The organism is Nonomuraea sp. NPDC050643 (genome assembly GCF_040654715.1).
GTDB lineage: Bacteria > Actinomycetota > Actinomycetes > Streptosporangiales > Streptosporangiaceae > Nonomuraea.
Genome location: NZ_JBFAIM010000041.1, coordinates 23,507 through 40,603, shown reverse-complemented (window position 1 = coordinate 40,603; position 17,097 = coordinate 23,507). Strand labels below are relative to the sequence as shown.

14 protein-coding genes, 1 tRNA gene and 1 pseudogene are annotated in these 17,097 nt (G+C 69.7%); 5 read left to right on the top strand and 11 right to left on the bottom strand.

Going from position 1 to position 17,097, the window contains the following annotated elements; genetic code table 11:
* Window positions 1-3: 3 nt before the first annotated feature.
* The 7 genes from AB0I15_RS40465 to topA form a co-directional block, all read right to left on the bottom strand.
* Window positions 4-627 (bottom strand): permease-like cell division protein FtsX, encoded by a 624-nt coding sequence (locus tag AB0I15_RS40465; RefSeq protein ID WP_358108188.1) that lies wholly within the window; start codon window positions 625-627, stop codon window positions 4-6.
* Window positions 624-881: a hypothetical protein gene (locus tag AB0I15_RS40460; RefSeq protein ID WP_358108185.1), complete on the bottom strand. Its 258-nt coding sequence runs from the start codon at window positions 879-881 to the stop codon at window positions 624-626. The genes AB0I15_RS40465 and AB0I15_RS40460 overlap by 4 nt, the downstream gene beginning before the upstream one ends.
* 359 nt (window positions 882-1,240) lie before the next feature.
* The gene (locus AB0I15_RS40455) at window positions 1,241-2,416 is read right to left on the bottom strand and encodes a DNA polymerase III subunit delta' (protein WP_358108182.1); all 1,176 of its coding nucleotides are present in this window, start codon (window positions 2,414-2,416) and stop codon (window positions 1,241-1,243) included.
* Between the two features lie 9 nt (window positions 2,417-2,425).
* The gene (gene tmk / locus AB0I15_RS40450) at window positions 2,426-4,468 is read right to left on the bottom strand and encodes a dTMP kinase (protein ID WP_358108178.1); all 2,043 of its coding nucleotides are present in this window, start codon (window positions 4,466-4,468) and stop codon (window positions 2,426-2,428) included.
* Window positions 4,469-4,609: 141 nt separating this feature from the next.
* Window positions 4,610-5,167: a helix-turn-helix transcriptional regulator gene (locus AB0I15_RS40445; protein WP_358108175.1), complete on the bottom strand. Its 558-nt coding sequence runs from the start codon at window positions 5,165-5,167 to the stop codon at window positions 4,610-4,612.
* A gap of 75 nt (window positions 5,168-5,242) precedes the next feature.
* Entirely contained in the window at window positions 5,243-6,529 is a 1,287-nt protein-coding gene (locus tag AB0I15_RS40440) for a metallophosphoesterase (RefSeq protein WP_358108172.1), read from the bottom strand.
* Between the two features lie 63 nt (window positions 6,530-6,592).
* A complete protein-coding gene (gene topA, locus AB0I15_RS40435; protein WP_358108169.1) occupies window positions 6,593-9,286 on the bottom strand; it encodes a type I DNA topoisomerase in 2,694 nt (897 codons plus the stop codon).
* A 189-nt stretch (window positions 9,287-9,475) separates the two neighbouring features.
* On the opposite strand from topA, the gene AB0I15_RS40430 reads away from it, so the two are divergent.
* Window positions 9,476-9,661: a DUF5703 family protein gene (locus tag AB0I15_RS40430; protein WP_103957247.1), complete on the top strand. Its 186-nt coding sequence runs from the start codon at window positions 9,476-9,478 to the stop codon at window positions 9,659-9,661.
* A gap of 101 nt (window positions 9,662-9,762) precedes the next feature.
* On the opposite strand, the gene AB0I15_RS40425 is transcribed toward AB0I15_RS40430, so the two are convergent.
* Together AB0I15_RS40425 and AB0I15_RS40420 are read right to left on the bottom strand one after the other, a co-directional pair.
* Entirely contained in the window at window positions 9,763-11,886 is a 2,124-nt protein-coding gene (locus AB0I15_RS40425) for a chaplin family protein (protein ID WP_358108165.1), read from the bottom strand.
* A 257-nt stretch (window positions 11,887-12,143) separates the two neighbouring features.
* Entirely contained in the window at window positions 12,144-12,725 is a 582-nt protein-coding gene (locus AB0I15_RS40420) for a hypothetical protein (RefSeq protein ID WP_358108162.1), read from the bottom strand.
* Between the two features lie 340 nt (window positions 12,726-13,065).
* Here AB0I15_RS40420 and AB0I15_RS40415 point away from each other — a divergent pair.
* A tRNA-Leu gene (locus AB0I15_RS40415) sits at window positions 13,066-13,151 on the top strand.
* 300 nt (window positions 13,152-13,451) lie between these two features.
* On the opposite strand, the gene AB0I15_RS40410 is transcribed toward AB0I15_RS40415, so the two are convergent.
* Complete coding sequence (locus tag AB0I15_RS40410) at window positions 13,452-13,886, bottom strand: recombinase family protein (protein ID WP_358108390.1); 435 nt, start codon at window positions 13,884-13,886, stop codon at window positions 13,452-13,454.
* A gap of 278 nt (window positions 13,887-14,164) precedes the next feature.
* Here AB0I15_RS40410 and AB0I15_RS40405 point away from each other — a divergent pair.
* A pseudogene (locus AB0I15_RS40405) lies at window positions 14,165-14,284 on the top strand (transposase); the annotation flags it as partial.
* Window positions 14,285-14,320: 36 nt separating this feature from the next.
* Here AB0I15_RS40405 and AB0I15_RS40400 read toward each other — a convergent pair.
* Window positions 14,321-15,526 (bottom strand): FAD-dependent monooxygenase, encoded by a 1,206-nt coding sequence (locus tag AB0I15_RS40400; RefSeq protein WP_358108159.1) that lies wholly within the window; start codon window positions 15,524-15,526, stop codon window positions 14,321-14,323.
* Between the two features lie 97 nt (window positions 15,527-15,623).
* On the opposite strand from AB0I15_RS40400, the gene AB0I15_RS40395 reads away from it, so the two are divergent.
* Both AB0I15_RS40395 and AB0I15_RS40390 read left to right on the top strand, forming a co-directional pair.
* Complete coding sequence (locus AB0I15_RS40395; RefSeq protein WP_358108156.1) at window positions 15,624-16,358, top strand: TetR/AcrR family transcriptional regulator C-terminal domain-containing protein; 735 nt, start codon at window positions 15,624-15,626, stop codon at window positions 16,356-16,358.
* Window positions 16,359-16,744: 386 nt separating this feature from the next.
* Complete coding sequence (locus AB0I15_RS40390; protein WP_358108154.1) at window positions 16,745-17,095, top strand: hypothetical protein; 351 nt, start codon at window positions 16,745-16,747, stop codon at window positions 17,093-17,095.
* The last annotated feature ends 2 nt before the right edge of the window (window positions 17,096-17,097 follow it).

Genomic DNA, 17,097 nt, shown 5'->3' with positions numbered 1-17,097 from the left:
AGGCTACCGGCCGATCCCGTACTCGGTGGCCAGAATGCGCCAGGACTCCGCCCATCTCCTGTCGGCCACCTGGGACACTCCCTTCAGGCGTGCCAGCCTGCGGATCACCGCGTCCCAGTCGGCCGACGGCCGCATCGTCAGCTCGTACGACTCGGGCATGTCTTCGGGCCTGGCGATACCGGCGAGGCTCTCAAAATTCTCGACGAACTCCCGGTGGGCCGCAGCCTGATCCGTAAAGGTGTACTCCTGCACCTCACGCATCTCCTCGATCGCCGCGACGATCGCCTTCTTCTCCTTCGCCGTGGTCATCGCATGGTTCGCGGCACCACGACCGGACGCGCACATGTCCATGGCGTCGTCCTCGTTGCAGAGAACGACCGTGACGTCCGGGCGGCGCGACCCCGGATCCCCGTAGACCTCCGCCTCGTCGACCACGCTGAACACCCCCGGCCGCCGCACCACCGCGTCCCGCAAGCGATCTCGCCCGGTCATCCCCTTCTCCACCCGCACCCGGAACGACTCCGGCACATCCTTCGCGGGCGTCTTCAACACCCTCTTCTGCCGGGCGAAATCCCGGCGAAAGCCCTCGTACGCGCTGGCCCGATCCACGAACCGCACCTCGGTCACCCCCGGCGCCCCTCCAAGACGCGCCGAACGGCCCGCTTCTGCGCCGCGGTGGCGTACCGCTTGCCGCATCCCTCGGCGACCGGCGTACACAGAAAGACGTTGATCTCCCACTCGTCGCTGACACGAACCTCGGACGAGGGCAACGGCTCCTGAGCAGCGCTCACCGCGCCCGGCAGCCCGGCGAGCACCACCACGGCCGACAGGGCCGACAGGGCCGACCCGCGCCACCCGGCCCGGTTCCCGCTACCGCTCATACGCACAGGCCCTGCCTTCGTTCACGTCTTCCAGGAGACCGTACTCACGCATCAACTTCGCCGAGGCGACAAGACATCGGTGGTTGCTCACCTGAGCCACTCCCCGCATGCGCGCCGGCTTGCGGCTCACCACATCCCCATTCACCTCGGGTCGCATCGTCAGCCGGTACGAAGCGGGCGTCTCCTCAAGCGTGATGACCGCCAGGAGGGACTCATTGTCCGCGATCTGCTCGACGAAGTTGCGCTATGCCGTCTTCTGATCCCAGTGGACGTACGATTCGACGCCGGGCATCCCATCGACCGCGGCACCGACCGCCACAACCCCACGCCATAACCAGCGGCGTACCAACGTCCACCCCTCAGGGCCGCAGTGCCAACATCATCGCTTCGACGGCCATCTGCGGGTTGACGTTCGCCCCCAGCCGTTCTCTGCACTGCATGATCGCATCGATCCGCCGCAAAGTCTCCTCGGGCGTGGACGACCGGGCGAGCTGATCCAGCTCGAACCGGATGTCGTCATTGGCCAGCTCCACCCCGGCGGCCCCGAACTGCATCGCCAGCACGTCGCGATAGAACGACACCAGCTCCAGCAACGCCGCGTCCAGCGAGTCGCGCTTGATCCGGGTGGCCCGGGACTTCTGCCGGTCCTCCAGTTCCTTCAGCGCCCCCGCCCCGCCGCGCACCAGCCCCCGGTTGAGCCCCTTGCCGGTGGAGCCCTCTCCGTAGAGCTTGCGCAGCTCGGTCGTCTCGCTCTCGTTGAGCGTGGCCGTGGCGGCGGCGGCCTCCTCCTCGGCGGTCTTCACCAGCCGCTCGGCGGCCGAGACGCACTCGCCGACGCCGGTCAGCGAGCGCGGGATGCTCAGCACCGCTTCCCTGCGCCGCCTGACGCCCTCGTCGAGCGCCAGCGCCCGTGCCCTGACGATGTGCCCCTGGGCGGCCCTGGCGGCGAACGTGGCCGTGTCCCACGGGACGCTGTCGCGGGTGGCCAGCACGTGGGCGACGGCCTCGGTGCCGGGGGTGATCAGGTTGACCATGCGCGACCGCGACCGGATGGTGATCATGAGGTCGTCGGGGGCGGGTGAGCACAGCAGCCAGACCGTACGGGGCGGCGGCTCCTCAATGGCCTTGAGCAGGGCGTTCGCCGCCGACTCGGTGGCGCGGTCGGCGTCTTCGAACAGGATGACCCGCCAGCGGCCCTGCGTCGGCGCCCCGGCCGCGCGCAGGATCAGCTCCCTGGTCTGCTTGACGCTGTAGGACAGGCCCTCGGGGCGTACGGACTCCAGGTCGGGGTGTGAGCCGATGAGCACCTGGTGGCAGTGGTCGCAGTGGCCGCAGCCGCCCTCGTGGCACATCAGCGCCGCGGCGAAGGCGCGGGCCGCGGCTTCGCGCCCGGCGCCCGGCGGGCCGGTGAACAGCCAGGCGTGCGTCATGCCCGTGCCGCGCCCACCCTCGACGACCTCGCGCGCCGCCGCCGCGGCTCGCGACAGCACGGCAATCGCCTGGTCCTGCCCTACGAGGTCATCGAAAACCGTCACGGGGTAAGGCTAGTCGCGGATGGCCGGCATCGTGCCCGTGATGTCTTCGGTCTCCCGGGGCACCGGGTCGGGCAGGATCTCCCTGATCCGGTCTTGGATCTGCCGGGTGATCACGTCTTGCGGCAGGGTGCCGTCGACCACGAGATAGCGCGCGGGCGCCGCCGCAGCCAGCGCGCGGAACTCCTTGCGCACCCGCTCGTGGAACTCCAGCGGCTCGGACTCGATCCGGTCGGCCGCCCCGCCCAGCCTGGTCAGCCCCACCTCGGGCGGGGTGTCGATGAGCACGGTCAGGTGCGGCACCAGCCCGCCGGTGGCCCAGGCGTTGATCTTGGACACGTCTTCGGGGTCGAGCGCCCGCCCGGCGCCCTGGTAGGCCAGCGAGGAGTCCACATAGCGGTCGGTGACCACGAGCGAACCCCGGTAGAGGGCCGGCCTGATCACCTTCTCCACGTGCTCGGCCCGGTCGGCGGCGTAGAGCAGCGCCTCAGAGCGCGCCGACAGCCCGCGCTCGGCCGCGTCGAGCAGGATGGCCCGCAGCCGCATGCCGACCTTGGTGGAGCCCGGCTCGCGCGTCTGCACGACGTCGTAGCCCTGGTCACGCAGCCAGATGGCGGCCAGCCGGGACTGGGTCGTCTTGCCCGAACCCTCGCCGCCCTCGAACGCCACGAACAGCCCCGGCACGTGCTCGGCCGCCTCGGCCGGGAACCGCTCGCCGCGCACCGCCGCGATCAGGTCGCTCAGCAGCGAGACGCCCTGCCGGTCGTCCATGTGCCGCAGCGCCAGCAGGCCGACGCCCATCGCGAGCAGCCCGCCGATCACCAGCACCAGGTTGGTCCCGTCGAAGCGGTAGCTGAACTCGCCCAGCAGCAGCGTGTGCTCGCCGAAGATCGCCGCCAGCGGGTTGGCCAGGGCGACCACCAGCAGCAGCGTCACCCGGGCCGTGGACTGCAGGAACGAGAACGTACGGCCCCGCAGCGCGTCTTCGACCTCGAGCCCGATCAGCGTGTAGCCGATGATCCAGGCGATGCCCGCGCACGCCCCCAGCACCACGGTCAGCATGACCACGATCACCAGGTTGTGCACCAGCGCGATCGCGACGAGCACCAGCCCGGCGACGGTGATGGCCAGGCCGAACAGCCGCCGCCGCGACAGCTCGCGCAGCAGCCGCAGCCCGAAGAACATGCCCAGCGCCATGCCGACGAAGACCGCGCCGAACACCACGCCGTAGGCCGCGTCGCCGCCGCCGAGAGCCTCCACGTAGATCTTGGCCACGCCCACCACGGCGCCACCCGCGGCGAACGCCCCCAGCATGCCGATGATCAGGCCGCGCACCAGCCGGTTGCCGCCCACGAACCGCCAGCCCTCGACGACCTGCTTGAGCACGGAGGGCGTGGAGATGGTGCCGTCGCGCTTGGGGATGTCGCGCAGCGAGAAGATCAGGAAGGCCGAGACGAGGTAGGCGCAGGCGTTGACGATCAGGGCCAGCCCGGTGGCGTCGCGCCCGGCCATGAACGGCACCACGCTCGTGACCACGTCGCCCACCACGGACAGCGCCGCGAACAGCATGGCCGCGATCGGCGCGGTGCCGTAGGTCACCAGCAGGTTGAGCTGGTTGGCCTGCTCGAGCTGCGCCTTGGGCACCAGGTTGGGCACCGTGGCGTCCTTGGCCGGAACCCAGAACAGGTTCACGCACTCGACCAGGACCGTCGCGACGATGACCCACTGGTAGCTGTGCACGAACGGGATCGACAGCACGATGGCGAACCTGGCCAGATCGGCCGCGAACATCGTCAGCCGCCGGTCGAACCGGTCGGCGAACACCCCGGCGAGCGGCCCGAGCAGCACGGCGGGCAGCATCTTCGCGACGAACACACCGCCGACGGCCAGCGATTGCACCCGGTAGTCGCCCTGGGTCAGATTTCCCGCCAGAGCGGTGAGCGCCAGGAGATTGAGCCAGTCGCCAAGGCTGCACACCGACATGGCCGTCCACAGCCGTCGGAACGACGCGTTGGCCAGCACATGAGACGGGCGGCTTCGGCCAGGGGCAGTCATGATTTCAGCGTATCCAGGTGTTGGCCGGAAGTGGGCGGTCAAGGCAGGAGCCGGATATTCCCGGCTGCTCGTGGCTGAGGGTATTACGTGATCGGGCTCGGGCGCAGGTTACACACCTCGAATAGGCCCCCAAAAACATCATCAATTCATAACTCCGGACTCTTGCCGCGCCTCTTCCACCAATGGCCACCACTCGGACCGGATCTCGCCGGGGAGAACGAGGTCGTCCCACAGCTCGACGAGCAGCACTCCGTCGACGTGCTCGAGCAGCTCGCGCGGCCCGCCCCCGCACAGCAGCACGGTGTAGGCGACCCGCCGCTCGTCGCGGTCGGCCAGCCGGTAGGACCGGCCGTGGACTCGCGCGACGCCCAGCGCGGCGGCGACCGGCAGCCTCGGCAGCCGGTTGGGCACGTGGAAGGCCCGGCCGTCGCCGGTCACCCGCGCCGCGAACTCCACCTTGGCCTCCAGCGCCAGCCGGAACCCGGCCGCGTCGAGAATGCGCCCGGCGGTCTCGAGCGTGGGCGACTTCCTGCCGTGCTCGTAGGCGGACAGCGTGGTCCTCGACGTGCCGCTGACGCCGGCCAGGGCCTTCTGGTTGAGGCTCGCGGCCTGTCTGGCCTGCCTGAACAGCAGCCCGCCGCGCGCGGCCCAGAAGGTGACCTCCTGCCGCAGCGCCCCCTCCATCGGCGAAGAGACCATGCCCACCTCCGTAAGTATCCGACCGGATACTACCCGAAAATGGCAATGCGTGACCAGCGGATTACGAAAAGTCAGCTAGCGGAGCTCCAGCAGCGTGATCTCGGGCGGGGCCCCGACGCGCACCGGCGGCCCCCAGAAGCCGGCGCCCCTGGTGACGTAGACCTGCGTGCCCTCCACCGTGGCCAGCCCGGACACCACCGGCTGCTGCAGCTTCACCACCAGATTGAACGGCGCGATCTGCCCGCCGTGCGTGTGGCCGGACAACTGCAGGTCGACGCCGTGGCGGGCGGCCTCGGCGACCTGGATGGGCTGGTGGGCCAGCAGGACCGTGGACCGGCCGGCCGCCCGGCCGCCGAGCGCCTTGCCGAAGTCGGGGCCGTCGCCGACCGCGGCGCCGCCCACGTCGTTGACCCCGGCCAGGTCGAGCACGGCGCCCTGGTGCTTGATCTCCACACGCTCGTTTCGCAGAGAGCGTACGCCGAGCTCGCCGAGCTCCTCGATCCACTCCTGCGGCCCTTCGGGCGAGAAGTATTCGTGGTTACCGGTCACGAAATATGCCCCATAGCGGGACTCAAGGCTCTTCAGCGGCTTCGCCAGCGCCCCGAGCTGGGCCACCGACCCGTCCACCAGGTCACCCACGATCGCCACCACGTCGGCCTCGAGGGCGTTGATCATGCGGACGATCCGCTCGGTGTGCCCGATGCCGGTGAGCGGCCCCAGGTGGATGTCGCTCACCACGGCGAACCGCAGGCCGCCGAGCCGCGAGTCCAGCTTCGGCAGCGTGACCTTGACCCGCTCGATCACGGGATCTCCGAGCGCGCTCGTGACGCCGTAACCGACCGTTCCGAGCGCGCTCACCCCGGCGATCATGGCGGTGGTGCGCCCGAGAAAGAGCCGCCTGCTCACGACGTCGGGCCCGGACACGACCGGTCCAGCCACCGGTCCAGCCACCGGCCCAGAATCGACCGGCGCGGGCTCGACCGGAGAACCCGCGCCCGGCGCGACCGCGACGGGCTCGGGCGGCGCGGCGGCGCCCGCCAGAACCGGTACGGGCTCCGGCACCGCCCCGCGTTCCGCTCTGCGCAGAACCAGCACGGCCACCGCCCGCGGAATCTCCAGCACGGCCAGGATGACGACCAGGTAGAACATGATCGCCACCCACAGGAAGCCCGGCCACGCGAGCCAGTGCCCGAGCTCCATCCGCGTGCCCACGAACGTCGCCACCACCAGCAGCACCAGGCCGACCAACGCCCAGGTCAGCCCCTTGCGCAGCCGTCCGGGGCGCGTGGTCGAACGCACCAGGCGGCGCCACAGGTAATAGTGCGCGAGGAACACCGCGCCCACGAAGAACAGCACGAACACATGAACGATGCTACTTCCGGCGGCCGCGTCCAGCGGCCACCGGAAGGGCGACCGGTGGGCCCGCTACGACTTGGCCGCCGGCTTCTTCGCCGGCGCCTTCTTCGCGGGAGCCTTGCGCGTCGTGGTCTTCTTCGGCGCGGGAGCCCGCTCACGCCGCTCGGCCAGCAGCTCGGCCGCCCGCTCGATCGTGATGTCCTCGACCGCGTCGCCCTTGCGCAGCGACGCGTTCGTCTCGCCGTCGGTCACATAAGGGCCGAACCGCCCCTCCTTCACCACCACGGGCTTCTTGGAGTTGGGGTCGTCACCCAGCTCCCGCAGCGGCGCCGCGGCCGCGGCCCGCCCCCGCCCGCGCTGCTTGGGCTGCGCGAACAGCTCTTTCGCCCGGTCGATCGTGACCGTCAGCAGCTCGTCTTCCGAGGCCAGCGAACGCGAGTCGGCGCCCTTCTTCAGGTAGGGGCCGAACTTCCCGTTGTGCGCCACGACCTCCTCGCCCTCCAGCTCACCGACGAGCCTCGGGATCGTCAGCAGCTTGAGCGCGTCGTCGAGCGTGATCGTGTCCAGCGACATCGTCTTGAACAGCGAGCTCGTACGCGGCTTCGGCGCGTCCGCCTTCTTGGTCCGCTTCTTGGGCGCGTCGTCGTCGACGGCCGGCTCGGGCAGGATCTCGGTCACGTAGGGCCCGTATCGCCCGCCCTTGGCCACGATCATGTGCCCGCTCACCGGGTCGTGCCCGAGCTGCCGGTCGCCCGTCGGCCGCGAGAACAACTCCTCGGCCTTCTCCGCCGTCAGCTCGTCGGGCGTCATGTCCTCGGGCACGTTGACCCGGGCGCCGTCCCTGTCCAGGTAGGGGCCGTAACGCCCGACCCGCAGGACGATGTCCGTCCCCTTCACCGGGAACGAGCTGATCTCCTTGGCGTCGATGTCGCCGAGGTCGGAGACCATCTCCTTCAGGCCCTCGTCGCCGTCGGCCCCGTAGTAGAAGCGCTGCAGCTCGGGCACCCGCTCGGCCCGGTCGTTGGCGATGTCGTCGAGCACCTTCTCCATCTCGGCGGTGAAGTCGTAGTCGACCAGGTTGCCGAAATGCTGCTCCAGCAGGTTGACCACGGCGAACGCCAGGAAGGACGGCACCAGCGCCGTGCCCTTCTTGAACACGTAGCCGCGGTCGAGGATGGTCCCGATGATCGAGGCGTACGTCGAAGGCCGCCCGATCTCCCGATCCTCCAGCTCCTTGACCAGCGACGCCTCGGTGTAGCGCGCGGGCGGCTTGGTCGAGTGGCCGGCCACGTCGAGCCGCGACACGCTGAGCGCGTCGCCCTCGGCCAGGTTGGGCAGCCGCTTCTCGGAGTCGTCGCGGTCGGTCGAGGGGTCGTCGGAGCCCTCGACGTACGCCTTCAGGAACCCGTAGAAGGTGATCGTCCGGCCGGACGCGCTGAACTCGACGTCCTCACCCGACGACGACCTGCCGCTCACCTTGACCGTGATCGACTCGCCGACCGCGTCCTTCATCTGCGAGGACACCGTGCGCTGCCAGATCAGCTCGTAGAGGCGGAACATGTCGCCCGACAGCCCGGTCTCGCCCGGCGTGCGGAACTCCTCGCCCGAGGGCCGGATCGCCTCGTGCGCCTCCTGCGCGCTCTTGACCTTGCTGGCGTAGACGCGGGGCTTGTCGGGCACGTAGGCGGCGCCGTACAGCTTGATCGCCTGCGAACGTGCGGCCGCCACCGCGGTCTCCGACAGCGTGATGCTGTCGGTACGCATGTAGGTGATGTAGCCGTTCTCGTAGAGACGCTGGGCCACCTGCATCGTGTACTTGGCGGAGAAGCCCAGCTTACGGCTGGCCTCCTGCTGCAGTGTGGTCGTCCGGAACGGCGCGTACGGCTTACGCGTGTACGGCTTGCGCTCCACGGACTTGACCGCGAACGACGCCCCCTGGAGTCGTCCGGCCAGCTCACCGGCCGCCGCCTCGGACAGGTGCAGCACGTTGGCCGTCTTGAGCTGCCCGGTGCTGGCGAAGTCGCGCCCCTGCGCCACCCGCTTGCCGTCGACCGCGCTCAGCGTGGCCGTGAAGTCGCGCGGCCGCTCCTCCGGCTTGTTGGTGTCGAAGAGCGCCTGCAGGTCCCAGTAGTGGGCAGAGGTGAACGCCATGCGCTCCCGCTCGCGCTCCACCACCAGCCGCGTCGCCACGGACTGCACACGACCGGCCGACAGCCGGGGCTTGACCTTCTTCCACAGGACCGGGCTGACCTCGTAGCCGTAGAGGCGGTCGAGGATGCGCCTGGTCTCCTGGGCGTCCACGAGGCGGAGGTTGAGGTCGCGCGGGTTGGCCACGGCGTCACGGATCGCCTGCGGGGTGATCTCGTGGAACACCATGCGGTGCACGGGCACCTTGGGCTTGAGCACCTCCCGCAGGTGCCAGGCGATGGCCTCGCCCTCACGGTCCTCGTCAGTGGCCAGGTAGAGCTCGTCAGCATCCTTCAGCAACTGCCGCAGCTTGTTGACCTGCGACCTTTTGTCGGGGTTGACGACGTACAGCGGCTCGAACTCGTGCTCGACGTTCACGCCGAGACGGGCCCACGGCGCCCCCTTGAACTTCTCGGGGATGTCGTCGGCCTTCTCCGGCAGGTCACGGATGTGGCCGATGCTGGACTCGACCATGTAGCCGGCACCGAGGTAATCCTTGATCGTCTTCGCCTTGGCAGGCGACTCGACGATCACCAGGCGTCGTGTTCCGCCGGTGCTGCCGTTCTTGGCTGGCACGCTGCTTCCTACCTCACTGTTCGCTTGCAATCCCCCTACCGGGAGTCGGCATAGATCTGAAAGGTAACCCGACTCGCGGAAATTTCCTTCCCCCGGGCTACCCACTCGCTTCCGGGTCCACCCACAAGCACGCAGAATAAGCCCCAGCGAGCGGCATGGCGCCCTGACTCACCCTGGAGACTAATCGTTGTGCTCGACTACTCCTACATGGATATCTTCATTCCGCGCGACCTCACTCGCGAAGCAGCACGTCAACTGCTGACCGAACACGCGGAGTACGGTCAGTGGGAGCTGGCGCGCGTGCGGGTGCACCCCGACGGGAGCCGGCACGTACGTCTGCGACGCAAGATCATGCGAGTACGCAGGACTCTCTGACCGCGGACATGGCTTTGCCCGCCCCGGGCCGCGCCCCCGGAACGGGCAAAGCGTCTGTCACTGCCTACGTGAGGCGAACGGTGTTACGTACTTCCTATTCCTTACTTCCGGCCGACCCGGAACCGGCGGGCACCGGCGAACAGCGTCGCCGAGGCGGCCAGCAGCGAGCCGAGCAGGAGCGCGAGCACGGAGCCGGAGTTCATGCCCGTGACACCGGCGGGCTGCTCGGCGCTCATCAGGCCGAGGTCACCGACCGGCAGGCTGCGGGCGGCCGAGTTCACGGCGCCACCGGCCGGGGTGGAGGCGACCAGGCCGGTCGCCGGGTCGAGCGCGGAGACCGGGCCCGAGGAGACCGCGCGGCGCTTGCCGTCGACCGGGGCGGAGTGCGGGGTCTTCTTCGGCTGGGCCGGGGTCTGCGCCTGGGCGGGCAGGCCGGGCAGCTCGGGGAGCTGCGGCAGGCCGGCCGTGGTGGCGGCGTCCTCGACGAGGGGGAGCGCGCTCAGGCCGGTGCCCTGGAGGTTCTCGGCGACCTTGCCGACGTTCCCGGCGTCCTGGAGCTGCTGGGTGACGGCTCCAACGCCGCTCACGTCCTGGAGCGGCGCGGCCACGCTGCTGACGTCCTGGAGCTGGGCCACCCCGCTGCTCTTGGCGACGTCCTGAACCTGCTGGGTGACGCCGCTGACCGAACCGGCCCCCTGGAGCTGGTCGAGGACCGGGACGGAGGGCAGCACGGGCAGCATCCCGCCCTTGGCCGCCGCGACCTTGCTGTTGGCGCGGGCGAAACGCTCGAACCCGTCAGGGCCGTCGGGGCCCGGCGTGCCGACGTTCGACCCGCCGAGGCACCCGGCGGCGGCGTCACCGAGGACGGCCGCGGCGTTGCCGCAGATGTTCACGGGCGCGGCGATCGGCGCGACGATCTGGTTGCCCGACAGCACGCCACCCCTGCCTGAGGTGTGGTTGCCGCCACCGCCCACGCCGTCGTGCGGCCAGACGCCCGCCCCGCCCTTGCAGTGGGCCTGGGACGCGCCCAACACGGCGGCCGCGTTGCCGCAGATGTTGATCGGGGCGGAGATCGGGGCCACCGCCTGGTTCCCGCTCAGCACGCCGCCCGCGCCGGAGGTGTGGTTGCCGCCCGCGCCCCTGCCGGGGTTCTTGACGTGGGCGCCGCCCTTGCACCCGGCGAACGCGTGCCCGAGCACGGCCGCCGCGTTGCCGCAGATGTCGATCGGCGCGCTGACCGGGGCCACCGCCTGGTTCCCGCCGAGCACGCCGCCCGTACCGGAGGTACGGTTGCCGCCCGCGCCGGAGTTGTGCACCGTCGAGCCGCCCTTGCAGCCGGCGGTGGCGTTGCCCACGGCGTTGCCGCAGATGTCGATCGGCGCGCTGATCGGGGCGACGACCTGGTTGCCGCTGCCGGCCCCGAAGCGCCCGTCGGTGTCGTTGCCCGTCGATCCCGGGGCCACGTGGCGGGTCTTGTAGCGGTTGCCCGGGCCGCCGTTGTTGGTGACGGACGAGCCGCCCTTGCAGCCCGCGAACGCCCGTCCGAACACCGCGATCGCGTTGCCGCAGATGTTGGCCGGGGCGCTGACCGGCGCGATGACCTGGTTGCCGCCGAGCACGCTCCCGTTACCGGAGGTACGGTTGCCGCCCGCGCCCACGCCGGTGTTGTAGACGTTGGCGCCGCCCTTGCAGCCCGCCGTCGCGTCACCGAAGATCGCCACCGCGTTGCCGCAGGCGTTCAGCGGGGCCGAGATCGGCGCGGTGACCTGGTTGCCGCCGAGCACGCTCCCGTCACCGGAGGTACGGTTGCCGCCCGCACCACGCTTGCCCTGGTTGCGGACGGTGGCCCCGCCCTTGCAGCCCGCGTCGGAGTTGCCGAACAGCGAGACGGCGTTGCCACAGGCGTTGATCGGCGCGCTGATCGGCGCGTGCACCTGGTTGCCGCCGCCGACGGACCCGTTGCCCGAGGTCCGGTCGGAGATGCCGGGCCGGCCCGAGTTCACGACCTCGGCGCCTCCCTGCGAGGTCGCCTCGGACTTGCCGACGGCCGCGACGGAGTTGCCGCTGATGTCGATCGGCACGGAGATCGGCAGGTCCACCTGGTTGCCGCCGGCGACTGACCCGTCGCCGGAGGTGTCGGCGAGCGCGGTGCCGCCGCCGCCGAACGACATGGCCGCAACGGCGAGAAGTGCGGCAGGAGTCGATGCCTTGGCCCACGTACGCATAGCGAATGCTCCTTGTGGTTCTTGGGGGGATACCTGAACGGTTCGCGGGCAGCCCGAGGCCATGCGAGGTTCTACGCGCACAGCGGAGACCTCGGATTCGCGAACCAGCTGAACTGACGTGTTTCACCCGCGGGCGGAGGGACTCATGCCACGCTCCGCCGCGCTACTGAAAGGGATAGGGATCGCCGATCACACGAAGACCGGCGGATGTCCTGAGGCCGATCACATGAAGACCGGCCGACGTCCCGAAGCGGGGATCAGTCAGGTGAGAAAGAGGGGTCGTCCGCCGCTGTGCGGACGACGGGGGGAAGCAGGCGCGCCAGGGGGGCGCGCCCTGCCTGGAGCCGCGGGTCGAACACGGACCTCGCGACGTCCCCGGCAGCCGACCCGAACGGGCCGCTGCCACCGCCGTTGGGCACCAAGCCATTGGTGTCCAGGATCTTTCCGGCGGAAGATGGTGTTGGCAGGCCAGGATCCTGCTGGCTGTTGAGCCCGTCGACCGTGCGCCCGGCCATGGCCTCGGCGTTGTCCGACGCCGAAACGCGGACCGGGTCGGTGAGGGACAGGAAGTCGCCGGTCTGGGTCGCCCCTGTCGCCGCGGTGGTCTCCGCGGCCGCCGGAGCGGCGGTGAGCATGCCGTACAGAACAGCGAGCAGCCACCCGGCGGCCACCAGGGCCCCAGTGGCGACTGCCCGCACCATGACCCGCCGGGCACCGGCCGCGAACCGCGCCATCCGGCCCGCCCGATCAATGGTCACTTTCTGCAGCGGCTCCGCCACGCGGAGACGACGAGCAGCGGGGGTCGTCGACCCCGGTTGCTTCACCGCCTCGCGCGTCACGTGCCCTCCCAGCTCCAGAACCGGCCTCACGTCGTGAGGCCGGTCCGTGGACTCACCCCTCAACGGTCCGTAACCGTAGCAGCACCCAAGGTGGCCGCAAGGCCTTTTCAGCGGAGACCCAGGAATTCACCAACTCCCCCGCTCCCAAACCCTCCTCAACTGGCACATTGGCCACTGGGGCACGCCACGAAAGCGCCATCGGGGGCTCCCGCCGGCCTCATCCACGGCCCATGGGGAAGGTCTCTGGCGAGGGCGCGGATACTTGGTATGACGCACCCCTCAGAGTTTGCTAACCTTACTCACGCCGACGCGGGATGACGGTTCCACGTGCAGGCACCAAGTCCGGGTGGCGGAATAGGCAGACGCGCTAGCTTGAGGTGCTAGTGCCCAGTGATGGGCATGGGGGTTCAAGTCCCCCCTCGGACACAAACCGGTGGGCCTATGGGGTCCTGGTCACGAGCAGACGTGACCAGGACCTTTTGTTTGACGGGTGGTAGGTCAGCCGCAGACCGATGTCGGCGTAGATCTTGCCCTTCCGGGTCGGGGCGGCGTTCGAGAGCACCCGCACCATGTCTCCGAGTCTGTGTGTTCTCCGCCGGCTCATCACGTCCCCATCGCTGCTGAGGCGTTGCTCGGCCGCGTTCCTACGGCCAAGTTCCTCCTGGATCCACCCCGCGACGAGAGCCGGGGCAGCGCGCCTCAAGGGTTGCCCGATGCTGAGCGAGCTTACGGTCGCACTCCGTGATCTGGCGGCGTGCCGCCTCGAGAGCTTGGGCCTCGGGCGGAACCAGGTCCTGCGCGGCGGTCAGAACGTCGAGGGTCTGGTCGACATTGCGCAGCGCGAACAACCGGCCGAGCCGGCGGTCGAGTCGCGGGACGACGCGATCCTCTCTCAGGTAGACGTTGCGGGGATGCATGACGTGGTTGGCCAGGGCGTACTCCTCTGGGAATCGGCATCGGTAGCAGGACTTCGTCTTTGCTCTGGCGGTTCCACACTTGGTGGCCGACGTAGCGGGGGTCGGTCGAGATGGCGCGTATCGCGCTCTTGGACCAGGCGATGCCGGAGCGGTGTGGGTTCCGGCCTGGGTCATGGGCGGACGGGCAGGGGATGCCGTTGCGGGTCAGCCTCTCCGCAATGGCGAACAGGCCGTACCCGTCGATGAACGTGGCAGAATCTCCCCCGCCACGGGAGCGGCGGCCGGGTTGGGGTGAGGGCCAGCGTCAGCCAGCCTGTAGCCGTAGGGGCGGTCGGCCGCCAAGGGAGCGGCCCTGCAGCGCCGCCGCCTGCCGGTGGCGCCTCCAGGGGATCGAACGCGACTGGTCGATGTCGAAGAACTTCGCGACGATCACGCCTCCGAATGGCTCGATGAGCGCGCGTGATCGGGCGATCTGCCAGAGCGCCAAGGGCTGGCGGGGCACATACAAGCTCCGCGCCGGATGTCGAAGGCACCATGCGCCAGGCCGTCGCGGTCACCGGTGTCCGCCGGGCCCGCTACCGGGGACTGGCGAAGGTCGGCCTCGAACACGTCTTCTCCGCCGTGGCGCTCAACCTCAGCAGGGGCGTCGCCGTTGCCCACGTCGCGCGCAAGCAGCCTTCAGCGCAGGGCCGGGGTATAGGGCTTGAGGGTGATGGCGTTGGCCGCCTCCCGGATGGGCTTCATGATCTGCTCCATCATCCTGGCCTTGCCTGGCATGTACGGCATCATGCGCAACATGGTGAACTGCGCCCAGGCCCGCAGGCGGGTGGCGGGGACGAGTTGTTTGACCACGTCGCGTCCGAGCCGCTGGTTCAGTTCCACGAACGGGCGCAGCTCCCGTTCATAACGCTCGAACGCGGCCAGGTGGTCGCCGTGCGCCGCGGCGAGCTCGCCGGCCAGCACGTACGCGCCGACCACGGCGAGGCTGGTGCCTTGGCCGGAGGCCGGGGAGGGGCAGTAGGCCGCGTCGCCCAGTAGCGTGACCCGGCCCTTCGACCAGTTCGGCAGGTGGATCTGGGCCAAGGAGTCGAAGTAGAAGTCGTCGGCGGCGTGCATGGCGGCGAGCATGCGGGGGACCTCCCAGCCGTGTTGCGCGAAGGCGTCGGCCACGGCCCGCTGCTGGGCTGGGCGGTCGTGGCGGCCGGGCGGAGGGTCCGGGGTGGGGAAGAAGAGCTGTGCGGTGGCATCGGACGTCGGCCGCAGTCCGTAGAGGTTGGCGATGTGGCCGGCGCCGGTGCAGGCCATCTCCCAGCGATCGAGGCTCAGGTGGTTGGGGACGCTGAAGACCGCGACGCTCAACCCGAGCCCCTCGGCGCAGCCGGTCTCCGGGCCGAAGGCCAGGGCGCGTACGCCGCCGTGCAGGCCGTCGGCGCCCACCACCAGGTCGAAGGTCCGTGGCGGCGACTTCTCGAAGATGACGTGAACGCCGCGGCCGTCGTCCTGGATGGTGGCGATCGCGTCGTCGAACAGGTACTCGACGTCGCCGCTGGTCGCGCGATGGAGGATGTCGGCCAGGTCGCCGCGCAGGATCTCCAGGTCGCCGGGGTCGCGGAAACCGATCAGGTCACCGCTCAGCTTGGCGACGGGCTTGCCTGCCCGGGTGAGCCAGGTGCCGCCGCGCATGTCGGTGGCGCGGGCGCGGACGTGCTCGCCGATGCCCATGCGGTCGGCCACCTCGACCGCCACGCCGCGTAGGTCCACCTTGTAGCCGCCCGGGCGTGGCCCTGGTGCACGTTCGACAACGGTGGGGGTGAAGCCGTGGTGACGCAGCCAGTAGGCCAGCGCCTGGCCTGCGATGCCGGCGCCGGAGATGAGGACGTGCACGTCGACGCTCCTGATTGTGTAAGGCTTATACTTGATTGCGTAGTACTTATACGCGACTGCGTATGCTATACACAAGCGGGAAATCGAAAGGGGTCAGATGGGCGGCGAGAGTGGCACCGGACTGCCGGCGAGCCTGGAGGCGGCGTGGGGGGTGCGTGCTCGCCCGAACCCCGGGCCGAAGCCTGGTCTCAGCCTGGAGCGGATCGTCGCGGCCGCTGTCGCGCTGGCAGCGGCCGAAGGTATGGCGGCGGTGTCCATGGTGCGGGTCGCCAAGGAACTAGGGGTCTCCACCATGGCCCTGTACCGGTACGTCGCGGCCAAGGACGAACTGGTCGAGCTGATGATGGACGCCGGTGTCGGCCTGCCGCCCGCGGGTGATGACGGGGGCGACTGGCGGGCGGGGTTGTCCCGCTGGTCCCGGGACTATCTGGACGTGTTGCGCCGACAGCCGTGGATCCTGCAGATCACCATCGCGGGGCCGCCGATCACACCCAACCAGATCGCGTGGCTGGAGCGAGGGCTGGGCGACCTGCGCGACACCGGGCTCGCCGAGAGCGAAAAGTTGTCGGTGGTCATGTTGCTGGGGGGATTCGTCCGCAACTGGGCTGCTCTGGCTGTGAGCATGGCGCAGGCGGGGGACCGGGCGTTCCGCTACGGCAGCGCGTTGTCGAAGCTCATCGACGAGCGGCGCTTTCCGGCGGTCAGCGCGGCCATCGCGGGCGGGGCCATAGACGACGACCAGAGCGACGCCGACGCCGACGCCGAGTTCACCTTCGGGCTCGGTCGGATCCTCGACGGCATCCAGGCGCTGATGAATCAGCGGCGGACGTAGCGGCGCGCCTGGCCAGTGTGGCCGGCCCTCCTTGGGACAGACGACCGAACGCTTGGCCCGGAAAGCCGTCGCCGGGACGGTCGGCACCGAACTGCTGGTGTCCTCGGCGCCTCCACCCATCAGCGCACCGGAACCGGGCTGCGGCTGAGCGAAATGGTGGCGGTTGACGAGCAGGTGCCGGGCCGAGATCCGGTCTGTGCGGCACCTTGGCCTCTTCGCCGGGTGCGATGTCCGACGGCGGATTGATCTTCAGTGGTCCTCCGCGAAGGCATTGCTTGTATTGACTGTTTGTTGTCAGTTGGTCACCCTTTGATGCAATCCGCTGTGCAGGACTCACTCCCCCTGCTTTGCTTGGAGTGACAGCCCCATCGGTGTAGAGGTGACTGATGCAGGCACAGATCCAGCTCACAGGTGGCGATGAGATAGCGGAGTTCACCGGGCTGTGGCAATGGTTGACCAGCGAGCGGGCACTGACCGGAACGGTAAGGGTCGTGCGCAGGCCGGCGGCGGAGGACGAGCTGGGCGGGGCCTTGGACACGCTCGTCTTGGCACTCAGCTCAGCAGGCGCAGTCGCGGCCCTGTCACGGGCGCTGACGGTCTGGCTGACCACCCGCCGGGCGGACGTCACCATCACCGTCAAAGCCTCCGGCGAGGTGAAACTAGACGCCCGGCGGGTCAAAGACCAGGACATCACGCCGCTGCTGCGCCAAGTACTGCGAGCGCCCGATGAGCCCTGAGA

What these genes read in the sequence shown, in the direction of transcription:
- AB0I15_RS40460 (WP_358108185.1), bottom strand. Translation starts at nt 881, where the DNA reads ATGAGCGGTAGCGGGAACCGGGCCGGGTGGCGCGGGTCGGCCCTGTCG.
- tmk (WP_358108178.1), bottom strand. Translation starts at nt 4,468, where the DNA reads ATGACTGCCCCTGGCCGAAGCCGCCCGTCTCATGTGCTGGCCAACGCG.
- AB0I15_RS40445 (WP_358108175.1), bottom strand. Translation starts at nt 5,167, where the DNA reads ATGGTCTCTTCGCCGATGGAGGGGGCGCTGCGGCAGGAGGTCACCTTC.
- AB0I15_RS40425 (WP_358108165.1), bottom strand. Translation starts at nt 11,886, where the DNA reads ATGCGTACGTGGGCCAAGGCATCGACTCCTGCCGCACTTCTCGCCGTT.
- AB0I15_RS40395 (WP_358108156.1), top strand. Translation starts at nt 15,624, where the DNA reads ATGGGCGGCGAGAGTGGCACCGGACTGCCGGCGAGCCTGGAGGCGGCG.
- AB0I15_RS40390 (WP_358108154.1), top strand. Translation starts at nt 16,745, where the DNA reads ATGCAGGCACAGATCCAGCTCACAGGTGGCGATGAGATAGCGGAGTTC.